The organism is Winogradskyella ludwigii (assembly GCF_013403985.1).
GTDB lineage: Bacteria > Bacteroidota > Bacteroidia > Flavobacteriales > Flavobacteriaceae > Winogradskyella > Winogradskyella ludwigii.
In genome coordinates this window covers 1,131,437-1,143,538 of record NZ_JABFDF010000001.1, presented here as the reverse complement: position 1 = coordinate 1,143,538, position 12,102 = coordinate 1,131,437, and the positions used below count along the sequence as shown (strand labels likewise).

General features: G+C 32.1%; 12 protein-coding genes. 11 read left to right on the top strand and 1 reads right to left on the bottom strand.

The window, feature by feature from the left end; translation table 11 throughout:
• The first annotated feature begins 123 nt into the window (after positions 1-123).
• From HM981_RS04775 to HM981_RS04730, 10 genes are all read left to right on the top strand, one after another.
• Entirely contained in the window at positions 124-1,239 is a 1,116-nt protein-coding gene (locus HM981_RS04775) for an NAD(P)/FAD-dependent oxidoreductase (protein WP_179337430.1), read from the top strand.
• 3 nt (positions 1,240-1,242) lie between these two features.
• Entirely contained in the window at positions 1,243-1,926 is a 684-nt protein-coding gene (mtgA, locus tag HM981_RS04770; protein ID WP_179337429.1) for a monofunctional biosynthetic peptidoglycan transglycosylase, read from the top strand.
• Positions 1,923-2,372: a GreA/GreB family elongation factor gene (locus HM981_RS04765; RefSeq protein ID WP_179337428.1), complete on the top strand. Its 450-nt coding sequence runs from the start codon at positions 1,923-1,925 to the stop codon at positions 2,370-2,372. Before mtgA ends, HM981_RS04765 begins: the two co-directional genes overlap by 4 nt.
• A gap of 94 nt (positions 2,373-2,466) precedes the next feature.
• Positions 2,467-3,600 carry an NAD(P)/FAD-dependent oxidoreductase gene (locus HM981_RS04760; protein WP_179337427.1) on the top strand — a complete coding sequence of 378 codons (1,134 nt, stop codon included), beginning with the start codon at positions 2,467-2,469 and terminating at the stop codon, positions 3,598-3,600.
• A complete protein-coding gene (locus tag HM981_RS04755; protein ID WP_179337426.1) occupies positions 3,597-4,307 on the top strand; it encodes a methyltransferase domain-containing protein in 711 nt (236 codons plus the stop codon). The genes HM981_RS04760 and HM981_RS04755 overlap by 4 nt, the downstream gene beginning before the upstream one ends.
• Before the next feature lie 58 nt (positions 4,308-4,365).
• Positions 4,366-5,418: a type III polyketide synthase gene (locus tag HM981_RS04750; RefSeq protein WP_179337425.1), complete on the top strand. Its 1,053-nt coding sequence runs from the start codon at positions 4,366-4,368 to the stop codon at positions 5,416-5,418.
• A 4-nt stretch (positions 5,419-5,422) separates the two neighbouring features.
• Entirely contained in the window at positions 5,423-5,860 is a 438-nt protein-coding gene (locus HM981_RS04745; protein WP_179337424.1) for a 3-hydroxyacyl-ACP dehydratase FabZ family protein, read from the top strand.
• A gap of 82 nt (positions 5,861-5,942) precedes the next feature.
• Positions 5,943-7,217, top strand: coding sequence for a beta-ketoacyl-[acyl-carrier-protein] synthase family protein (locus tag HM981_RS04740; protein WP_179337423.1), 1,275 nt, complete (start codon positions 5,943-5,945; stop codon positions 7,215-7,217).
• A gap of 141 nt (positions 7,218-7,358) precedes the next feature.
• On the top strand, positions 7,359-7,610 hold the full coding sequence (locus HM981_RS04735; RefSeq protein ID WP_179337422.1) for an acyl carrier protein: 252 nt from the start codon (positions 7,359-7,361) through the stop codon (positions 7,608-7,610).
• Positions 7,610-8,170: a 4'-phosphopantetheinyl transferase family protein gene (locus HM981_RS04730; protein ID WP_179337421.1), complete on the top strand. Its 561-nt coding sequence runs from the start codon at positions 7,610-7,612 to the stop codon at positions 8,168-8,170. The genes HM981_RS04735 and HM981_RS04730 overlap by 1 nt, the downstream gene beginning before the upstream one ends.
• 60 nt (positions 8,171-8,230) lie before the next feature.
• Here the strand turns inward: HM981_RS04730 and HM981_RS04725 are convergent, their stop codons facing one another.
• A complete protein-coding gene (locus tag HM981_RS04725) occupies positions 8,231-8,839 on the bottom strand; it encodes a superoxide dismutase (RefSeq protein ID WP_218846278.1) in 609 nt (202 codons plus the stop codon).
• A gap of 113 nt (positions 8,840-8,952) precedes the next feature.
• Here HM981_RS04725 and HM981_RS04720 point away from each other — a divergent pair, with 113 nt between their 5' ends.
• Positions 8,953-12,084: a UvrD-helicase domain-containing protein gene (locus HM981_RS04720; protein WP_179337420.1), complete on the top strand. Its 3,132-nt coding sequence runs from the start codon at positions 8,953-8,955 to the stop codon at positions 12,082-12,084.
• Positions 12,085-12,102 lie beyond the last annotated feature (18 nt).

The following is a 12,102-nucleotide window of genomic DNA, read 5'->3' as shown; positions in this document are numbered from 1 at the left end:
CATAATTGTTCTTATGTAGGGGGAAAAATTATGGTGAATAAAAAATAATGTACTAAGGTAATTATATTTTAATAAATAGAGAAAAAATAGGCAGGTTCGTTAAACATCACTTATTTTTATCCAATGAATTTATCCTATTGGGAAATAAAAAACTGGTTATCTAACATCGATTATACAATTGTTGGAAGTGGCATCGTGGGCCTTAATTGTGCCTTGCAACTCAAACAGCGATTTCCAAACGCCAAGATTTTAATTCTTGAAAAAGGAATACTTCCGCAAGGAGCGAGTACTAAAAATGCAGGTTTTGCATGCTTTGGAAGTTTAAGCGAAATTATAGATGATTTAAACCACCATTCGGAAATTGAGGTTTTAGACTTAATTAAAAATCGAATTGAGGGACTTCAATTACTTCGTAAAACACTAGGTGATGACGCTATAAGTTATAGAAATCTTGGAGGTTATGAATTGTTCTTAGATTTTGATGAACGGTTATATAATTTATGTCTTAATAAGCAGGAATACATTAATCAACTTTTGCACCCCTTATTTAATAAGGAGGTATTCTCATTCAAAGACAATAATTTCGGATTTAAAAATATACAATCACAATACTGTTTTAATTCATTTGAAGGCCAGATTGATACAGGGAAAATGATGGATGCTCTATTGTATAAAGTGCAATCCTTAGGCATTAAAATATTGAATAATTGTGTTGTTGATGATTTTTCAGAAGATTCAAATTCTGTAAAATTAAAAACGAATCATTTTACGCTTTCAACTCAGAAACTTTTTATAGCCACAAACGGATTTGCTGAACAATTAAATATCTCTGATGTTCAACCAGCAAGAGCACAAGTTTTAATTACTAAACCCATTGATAATTTACATATTGAAGGAACATTTCATTTAGATGAAGGGTATTATTATTTTAGAAATATAGACAATAGAATCTTGTTGGGTGGAGGCCGAAATCTAGATTTTAAAACTGAAGAAACTACGGTATTTGGAGAAACACAAATCATTCAAAATAAACTAGACGACTTGTTAAAAACAACTATTTTACCTAATACTAAATTTGAAATAGACCATCGTTGGAGTGGCATAATGGGAGTCGGAAAGCAGAAAAAAGTGATAGTAAAACAATTATCAAACAATACGTATTGCGGAGTACGTTTAGGAGGTATGGGAATTGCAATCGGTAGCACCATTGGAAAGCAGTTAGCTCAATTATTAGATTAATTTATGAAAAAATTATTTCGGTTTTTTGCCAAACTTCTCTTTTGGAGTATCATTTTTTCTGTTGGTTTGGTGGTTTTATTTAAGTATGTACCTATCCCAACAACACCATTAATGGTTATTCGTTATTTTGAAAATACTGATGATACTAAAAATTGGAAACACGATTGGGTTCCCATAGAAAAAATATCAAAAAATATACAACTCGCTGCTATTTGTAGTGAGGATCAAAAGTTTTTAAACCATAGCGGTTTTGATATTGAAGCCATTGAAAAAGCCTACGAATACAATAAAAAAGGAAAACGTATTAAAGGAGGAAGTACCATTAGTCAGCAAACGGCAAAGAATGTATTTCTGTGGCCGGAGCGTAGTTGGTTGCGAAAGGGTTTAGAGACTTATTTCACCTTTTTAATCGAACAAATTTGGACTAAAGAACGTATTCTCGAAGTGTATTTAAATAGTATTGAAATGGGACCAGGTGTTTACGGTGTGGAAGCTGCTTCACAGTATTGGTTTAAAAAACCGGCTTCTCGTTTAGATGCTTATGAAGCTGCCGCAATTGCTTCTATATTACCAAACCCAAGAAAATATCGTGCAAATCCAGCGACATCATATATTCAAAAGCGAAAACAATGGATTGTAAAACAGATGAAATTCTACGGAAAATTTGACTTAAAGAAGCAAAAATGAATTTAAAAGAAGAATTATATAAGTCCTGTATAAAGTTTATTGACGACCGATTATTAACGGTTACAACAACGATTTCAGACATCCAAAATTCACTGCAATCTGAAACCAAAAGTAGTGCAGGAGACAAGCATGAAACGGGTAGGGCAATGTTGCAATTAGAACGTGAGAAAGCCGGTCATCAATTATCTGAAATTGAAAAACAAAAAGAAATTCTTCAGAACATTAATACCGAATCTAAGCATCAAAGAGTCGCATTTGGCAGTGTGGTGTTCACATCAAAAGCCAATTATTTTATAGCTATTAGTGCAGGTGAAATCAGTTTAAAAGATTGTAAAATTTATGCCATTTCGGTGGCGACACCAATGGCACAATTATTACTTTCAAAAATGGTCGGTGATACAATACAATTTAGAGATGACGTGTTTACTATTACTAAAATAGAATAGAAAACGTTAAACTATTTTTCTTTTTTTGAATTCTTATGTAACTTAACAAGATAGATGTCATAGCAAATAATGTTATGCCCTACTTAAAGATTCAATGAAGAAAAAACACTTTGATGTTATCGTTATTGGTGGTGGATTAGCCGGATTAACAAGTGCAATTCATTTAGCGAAATCTAAATTAGAAGTCTTACTCATTGAAAAAAATGAGTATCCAAAACATAAGGTTTGCGGAGAGTATGTATCTAACGAAGTATTGCCTTATTTAGAATTTTTGGGTTTTAATCCTTTTGAATTCGGTGCAAAACAAATTTCTAATTTCGAATTAACCACACATAACAATAAAAGCATTGTAGCTAATTTACCGCTTGGAGGTTTTGGCATGAGTCGCTATGAGATGGATTTTCAACTGTATAAATTAGCTATTAAAAACGGTGTTTCCGTACTTCAAGATTCTGTAGTGGATGTGAATTTTGAAGCAGATAACTTTCAAGTTAAAACAAAAACGAATCAAAGTTTTCAAGCAAGAATAGTTATTGGAGCATATGGCAAACGCTCAAATTTAGATGTTCAGTTTAATAGAAAATTCATTAAAAAGAAGTCACCATATTTAGGAGTTAAAATTCATGTTTCAGGAGATTTTCCTGAGGATAAAGTTGCATTACATAATTTTAAAGGAGGTTACTGTGGTGTTTCAAAAGTAGAAAATAACCATATTAACTTATGTTACATTACTAATTTTGAAGCTTTCAAAACCTACAAAGACATTGCAACATTTCAAGAAGAAGTACTTTTTAAAAATTCCGAATTAAAGACACTTTTTAAGACTACAATACCACAATTTGAAAAGCCAATAACCATAAGTCAAATTTCTTTCGAAACGAAACAACCTGTAGAAAACCATATCATAATGTGCGGAGATACAGCTGGTATGATTCATCCATTATGCGGAAATGGTATGGGAATGGCAATAAGAAGTGCCCAATTAGCATCTGAATTGATTATTGATTATCTTCAAGGAAAAATTGAATTGCGCAAAACACTAGAAAATCGATACACTAAAAGTTGGAAGAAAACTTTCGGTCTAAGGTTAAAAGCAGGACATAGCATTGCGTATTTGTTTAGACAAGATTGGTTAGCACCAAAACTGTTAACGGTATTGCGATGGTTCCCGTTTTTAATGCCAATGATTATTAAAATGACACACGGTAAACCTATGAAAGTGAAATGAGTTTATTTTTAGATACCAAATTAAGAAGTAACAAAACCGAAATCATGGACGATTTTTCTCTTAATGGAGAATTGCTTCGTGATACTTTGGATAAACTCGGTAACATTAATAAATGGTTGGGTGGCAATCGGGTAACTCTAAATGGCATTGCTCAACTTTTAAAAAATCAACCTAAAAATAAAACCTACACCATTATAGATTTAGGTTGTGGTCATGGAGATATCTTAAGGTTAGTCGCAAACTATGGAAGAAAGCATCAGTACAATTTTAAATTAATTGGAATAGATGCTAATGCAGATGCTATTGCTTATGCTAACGAATTGTCAACTGATTTTCCGGAATTAAGCTTTGAAAGCATTGATGTTTTTTCAGATCAATTTGAAGTTTTAGATTTTGATATCGCTTTAACCACCTTGTTTTTGCATCATTTTAAGGATAAGGATATTTTAAGCTTATTAAAACGTCTTTCAACAAATGCTAACTTAGGAATCGTGGTTAACGATTTGCAGCGTAGTAAAATAGCTTATAGGTTATTTCAATTATTAGGATTAACAATTTCTAACGATATGATAGTTGAAGACGGATTAACTTCAATTTTAAGAGCGTTTAGTCGAAAGGATTTGGAAACATATTCTAATACATTACATCTAAAATCAGAGATTCGTTGGCAATGGGCTTTTCGTTATCAATGGCTTATTCGAAGTTGAGTATTTATGCAAGTTTGTTTAAAAACGAAAAATAAAAATCGCCTTTAATAGAAAATATATGGCAGTAAAAATAACAGCAGTAGCAAAACAATTACCAAAATACAGCAGAGAAACTAAAGATATTTTACCCTTTGTTGAGTTATGGTTAGATGGCCAAGAAGAACGTTTTAAACGAAAAGTCTTAAAGATTTTTGAAAATGCAGCGGTAGATAAGCGATATTCTATTATGGATCCTGAAGAGGTTTTTGTAAGTACCTCTTTTGAGGAAAAAAATGATATTTATATTAGAGAATCTATAAAATTAGCGGAAGCGAGTTTACAGAAAGTCTTAGATAAAGCAAATTTACAACCTACAGATATCGACTATATTATTACAGTAAGTTGCACAGGGATTATGATTCCGTCGTTGGATGCTTATTTAATAAATAGCTTAAAAATGAAACAAGACATTGTTCGTTTACCAGTGACAGAAATGGGATGCGCAGCAGGAGTTTCGGGAATAATCTATGCTAAGAATTTTCTAAAAGCAAACCCGAATAAAAGAGCTGTTGTTATTGCAGTAGAAGCGCCAACTGCAACTTTTCAGCTTAATGATTTTTCTATGGTAAACATAGTCAGTGCAGCTATTTTTGGAGATGGCTGTTCAAGTGTAATTCTATCATCTTATGATCATGAAAAAGGACCCGAAATCAAAGACGAAGCCATGTATCATTTTTATGATGCCAACCACATGATGGGTTTTAAATTGAAAAACACAGGCTTGCAAATGATTTTAGATCAATCTGTACCACAAACCATTGCAGATCATTTTCCAAAAATTATACATCCGTTTTTAGAACTAAATAATTTAACTATTGAAGATATTGATCATTTGATATTTCATCCTGGTGGAAAAAAAATAGTGCAAACCGTTGAAGATTTGTTTGGTGCTTTGGGTAAAAACATAGATGATACCAAAGAGGTTTTAAGATTATTTGGTAATATGAGTAGTGCCACTGTTCTCTATGTTCTAGAGCGTTTTATGGATCGAGATTTACCAAAAGGAGATAAAGGAATTATGCTAAGTTTTGGGCCAGGTTTTTCCGCACAACGTATTTTGTTAGAGTGGTAATGATATGATAAAGGAAGACATCATAAAACGGCTACCTTACCAAGCACCATTCTTATTTGTTGATGGTATTGATGCTATTTCAGAAAATGGAATAACAGGGCACTACACATTTAAGGAAGATGAAAGTTTTTACGAAGGCCATTTTAAAGATCATCCCATAACACCAGGCGTGATTCTTATAGAATGTATGGCGCAAATTGGTTTAGTGTGTTTGGGTATTTATTTATTGAACGACGAATTAAATGTTTCAAGTCAGACAAAAATAGCTTTAACATCTCATCAAATGGATTTTTATTTACCTGTTTTGCCTAATGAAAAGGTAACTGTAATTTCAGAAAAGGAAGTCTTTCGTTTTAATAAGTTAAAATGTAAAGTGAAGATGCTAAATGAAAAGGGAGAATTGGTTTGTAGAGGTACAATATCAGGAATGATTAAAGTTTAATTTATACGGAGTTGTCAGCTTTCAAAAATCAGATAGCTTTTCAGAATTATAAATTTTTCCCTTTTAGAAAGGTTAAAACAAGATGAAAAATAGAGTAGTCATAACAGGATTAGGAGTTGTAGCACCCAATGGAGTTGGAGTTCCCGATTTTACAAAAGCTTTAAAAGAAGGTAAGTCCGGAATCACAGGTCACGACAACTTAAAAGATTTTAAATTTTCATGTCAGATTGGTGGTATTCCTCAAATTTCGGACGAAAAAAAAGCACAATATTTCACGGATTTACAATTAAGAGGATTTAATAGTTCAGGGATTTTATATGGATGCATCGCAGGTATTGATGCATGGAAAGATGCTGGTTTTGATATGGATTCTGAAAGCCAATTAGATTATGATACAGGATTAATTTTTGGAGCAGCAACCTCAGGCGTTGAAAAATTTAGAGAGGCAATTTATGGTGTGGACGATGGTAATGTAAGACGTTTAGGAAGTACAGTAGTTTTGCAAACCATGGCAAGTGGTGTAAGTGCTTATTTAAGTGGTATGTTGGGTTTAGGAAATCAAGTAACCACAAATTCTTCAGCCTGCACTACAGGAACAGAAGCGTTATTAATGGGTTATGAGCGTATTCAAAATGGAAAAGCCAAACGTATGTTAGTTGGTAGCTGTAGTGATCATGGTCCTTATATTTGGGGAGGCTTTGATGCCATGCGCGTTATGACGTATAAACACAATGAAAGCCCAGAAGAAGGATCGAGACCAATGAGCGCCACAGCTAGTGGTTTTGTGCCAGGAAGTGGTGCGGGAGCTTTACTGCTTGAATCATTAGAAAGTGCTTTAGAACGTGGTGCTAAAATTTATGCTGAGGTGTTGGGAGGTGAAGTAAATTCTGGTGGTCAACGACAAGGTGGTACACTAACAGCACCAAACGCTGAAGCTGTGCAACGTTGTATAAAAAAAGCAGTTGAAAACTCTGGAATTACAGCAAAGGAAATTGAAGTGATTAATGGACATTTAACAGCAACAGCAAAAGACGCATTAGAAATTGAAAACTGGACGAAGGCTTTAAATAGAAGTGGAACTGATTTTCCATTCATCAATTCTACAAAATCGATGATTGGGCATTGTTTGGCTGCTTCAGGCTCTATTGAATGTGTTGCAAGTATTATTCAGCTGAAGAATCAGTTTGTAACACCAAATATTAATTGCGAAGATTTACACCTAGAAATTGAAGCGCTTGTAGATTCAAATAAAATTCCAACAGAAAAAATGGATGTCAATTTTGATATTATTGCGAAGGCAAGTTTTGGTTTTGGTGACGTGAATGCGTGTGTAATTTTCAAGAAATTTAGCCATTAGCCATTAGTAATTTGTAATGATATCGCAATTAGATCTTAGAAATAGTTATTAATTATATTGTAATCACTTTATGTAACTTTACAATACAGCATTACACAAAGTTTAATTTAGCCAACATTCTCTTTTGTAAAAGAAATAAATATGACGAACGACGAACTCATAACAAAATTAAAAGCCATCATTGCACCTTACGTTCAGGATGAAAAAGCTTTTGAAAATCTTACTGAAGACACAGATTTTATAAATGATCTAAAAGTTAATTCAGCAAATCTCGTAGATATCATTTTAGATATTGAAGATGAATTTAATATTAGATTAGAAAATGAAGACATGGAAAAAATGCTCGATGTTAAAGCTGCTATGCTAATTATAAACACAAAATTAGAGGCCTAATGGTTGGCAATGATATTGTTGATTTAGAGGAAGCAAATAGAATGTCTAACTGGGAACGACCTCGTTATTTAGAAAAACTATTTACCTCAAAGGAACTGCAATTCATACGCGATTGTGAAAATCCATTTCTTACGGTTTGGAGATTGTGGAGCATGAAGGAAGCAGCTTATAAATTATATACACAGCAAAATCCAAGTAGATTCTATAACCCTAAAGGTTTTGAATGTGATATTAGTGACCTCAATGGAATTGTAAAATTTAAAGATTTTGAATGTAACGTTAAAACTCAAATAGCTTCAAAATATATTTTATCTGAAGCCCGATTTATAGATTCTGAAATGACTTCAAAAATTATAGAATTAAAAGGTAAACTTCGAAAGAGTCACAGCGATATATTGAAAGAAGCATTGTTAATTCAGCTTTCAAAATTACATCAGCTTTCAAAAGAAAATTTCAAATTTCAAAAATCAGAATTTGGTATTCCTACAGTATTGTGTAATTCGGTAAAAATTCAGGTCAGTATAAGTCATCATGGTTGTTTTGGTACTTATGCGATTTAGCATAAAAAAACCGAGACTTTTAGAAAAGACTCGGTTTTTTAATTTATAAAATTTTATAGCTTATTTAGCTTCTGCGTATCTACGCTCAACTTCGTTCCAGTTAATTACATTGAAGAATGCTTCAATATAATCTGGTCTTCTATTTTGGTAGTTTAAATAATAAGCGTGCTCCCACACATCTAATCCTAAAATTGGTGTTCCTCCACAACCAACTCCAGACATTAATGGGTTATCTTGGTTTGGAGTAGAACATACTTCAACTTTTCCACCTTCGTGCACACATAACCAAGCCCAACCAGAACCAAATTGTGTTGCAGCTGCTTTAGAAAAAGCATCTTTAAAAGCATCAACAGAATCAAATTCTGCTTCAATAGCATCTTTTAAGTCTCCAGATAAACGTCCTTTTCCTTCAGGATTCATAACCTCCCAAAATAATGAGTGATTGTAAAATCCACCGCCATTATTTCTTACAGCTTTATTGTCTTTATCAAGGTTAATAAGAATGTTCTCTATAGTTTTTCCTTCTAAATCTGTACCTTCAATAGCTGCGTTTAATTTATTTGTGTAGCCTTGGTGATGTTTAGTATAATGAATTTCCATTGTGCGAGCATCAATATTTGGTTCTAAAGCATCGTAAGCATATTTTAATTTCGGTAATTCGAAAGCCATAATAGTAGTTTTTAATTGGTTAATAAATTGTCTCAACCCAAATTTACAATTTTGTCAGTTAATTTCTCTTAATAAACTATTAAGATTCCCTATTTTGGTATAAAAATTATCTCTTGCAAAATTCAGCCTTTAAAATATATAATGCTTCGGCAGGTAGCGGAAAAACATTTACGCTGGCAAAAGCCTATCTAAAAATCCTTGTTCAGTCTAAAAGTTTAGATCAATTTAAATCTATTTTAGCCATAACCTTTACCAATAAAGCGGTTGGTGAAATGAAAGAACGCATTGTAGATATGCTCAAATCTTTTTCTTCGGAAGAAAGCTTAAGCAAGCCACATCCAATGTTTGTTGCGATTTGCGAAGAATTAGCAATTAAGCCCGAAGTACTTCATGTTAAATCAAAACAAATTTTAAAGCATATTATTCATAATTATGGTGCTTTTGATATTTCTACCATCGATGGTTTTACGCATAGAGTAATTAGAACTTTTGCGCACGATTTAAAATTACCAATAAATTTTGAAGTTGAACTCGATCAGGAAAGACTTCTCAATGAAGCCGTTGATAGTTTGATTGCCAAAGCTGGAAGTGATAAAGCTTTAACTAAAATTTTAGTAGATTTTGCCATTGAAAAAGCAGACGACGATAAGAGTTGGGATATTAGTTTTGATTTTAATAAAATTTCTAAATTATTAGTAAATGAGAATGACCTTTTTGCAATTAATACGCTAAAAAAGAAAACGCTCGAAGATTTTAAGGTTTTAAAGAAGCAATTAGCACAACAAGTTATTGAGGCAGAAGACCGTATTGTAAACACGGCAAATTCGGCTTTAATTTTAATAGATGAATCTGGTTTACAATACAATGATTTTAGTGGTAGTTATCTCCCTAAATATTTAAATAAAGCCAGCTCTAGACAGTTTAATCTAACATTTGATACAGCGTGGCAGAATACGTTGGTTGAAGGTAACGTGATATATCCAAAACGAGTTAAGGGAGATGTAGCATCAACAATAGACAGTATTCAACCACAGTTGGCAGAGGCTTTTTTAGAAATTAAAGCTTCATATTATCAGTTGCTACTCAAAAAAGGGTTTTATAGAAATATCACTCCACTTTCAGTTTTAAATGCGATTAAAAATGAATTAGACGTTTTAAAATCGGATCAGAATAAAATGTTGATTTCAGAGTTTAATACTATAATAAGTAAAGAAATAAAAAATCAGCCAACACCGTTTATATATGAACGTCTAGGTGAAAAATTTAAACATTATTTTATCGATGAGTTTCAAGACACCTCTAAAATGCAATGGGAAAATTTGGTGCCTTTATTAGAGAATGCTCTTTCTGCGGCCAATGGTTCTGCCATGTTGGTTGGAGATGCCAAACAAGCTATTTACAGATGGAGAGGTGGTGAGGCAGAACAATTTATTAAACTTTATAATAAAATTGATAACCCGTTTCAGCTTGAAGCAGATGTACTTCCGTTAGAAACCAATTACAGAAGTACAAAAGCTGTAATTGACTTTAATAATTCGTTTTTTGAATTTTTAAGCTCACATACGTTTAGTGAAATAGTGTATGCAGATCTCTATGAAAAAGCCAAGCAAAACAAAAATAATACAGAAGAAGGCTATGTAAATCTTAATTTTTTAGACATTGATAAAGAAGATGATGTCCATGAAATGTATGCTAATCAAGTATTAGAAACCATAAATGAATGCCAAAACAATGGGTTTCCATTAGACGATATTTGTGTATTGGTAAGAAAGCGAAAAGAAGGTGTGGCAATTGCGAATTTTCTTAATGAGAATGGTATAAAAATTACATCGTCTGAAACGTTGCTTATAAAGAATTCTGATAAAGTAAATTTTATCAATTCGTTTTTAAAGTTGCTTATTCAGCCTAATAATGATAGCCTTAAAGTTGAGGTGCTATCTTTTTTAGCAGAACAACATCACATAGAAGATAAACATCAATTTTTTGTCACCTATCTGAAGGATAATCTTGATGATATGTTTACAGAATTAAAAGAATTAGATATTTACATAGACAAAAGACAATGTCTACAATTACCACTTTATGAACTTGTAGAACATATTATTAGACTCTTTAATCTTAACGAAGTTTCAGATGCTTATCTTCAGTTTTATTTGGATGTTGTTTTAGAATTTACACAAAAGCAAAATTCAGACCTATCTGCTTTTATTAATTATTTTGAAAAGAAAGAGGATAATTTAAGTGTGGTAACACCTGAAAATATGAATGCGGTTCAGATTATGACTATTCATAAATCAAAAGGATTAGAATTTCCAGTGGTTATATTTCCTTATGCAGATCTTAACATCTATCGAGAATTAGAACCTAAGGTTTGGTTCCCGGTAAAAGCAGAAGATTATAATGGCTTTAATACGCTTTTGTTTAATTATAATAAAGATGTAGAACATTTTGGAGATGCAGGAGCACTTATTTATAATACACACCAATCGCAATTAGAGTTAGATAACATTAATTTGCTTTATGTTGTGCTAACCAGAGCGGTTGATCAGTTGTATATTATTTCAAAAAAGGATATTAGTTCTAAAGGTGTTGTAAACGAAAAAACGTACGCTGGTATGTTTATTAATTATTTGCAGCATAAACAACTTTGGAATGACGACCAATTAAATTATAGTTTTGGAACGTTGAGTCCCAACTTAAATATATCTGAAACAGAAATAGGTTCTCAACCTCTTAAAATGATTTCTGTACCTAAAGAAGCTCATAATTTAAATATTGTAACTAAATCCGGATTACTCTGGGACACACAGCAAGAAGCCGCTATTGAACGTGGTAATTTAGTACACTTAGTGTTATCTAAAATAAAGACGAAAGAAGATATTGATTTTGCCTTTAACGATTTATTAGTTTCAGGAGATATTACTAAAGAGAACAGCGAAGAACTTAAAACCTTAGTGTTATCTGTGATGGATCATCCTAAATTAAAGGCTTATTATCAAGACGGTTTTAAAGTTTATAATGAACGGGATATTATTACCAAATCTGGTCAGCTTTTAAGACCAGACAGACTAAATATAAATTATAAAAAGGAAGCTATTATTATAGATTACAAAACTGGTAAAGAAGAAGAGTCTCATTCTAATAAGCTTAATGAATATGAAGCAGTTTTAAATGAAATGAATTTAAATGTAATTCATAAATTATTAGTGTATATAAATGATACTATTGATGTTCTTGAAGTATAAATTTCATAGTATCTTTGT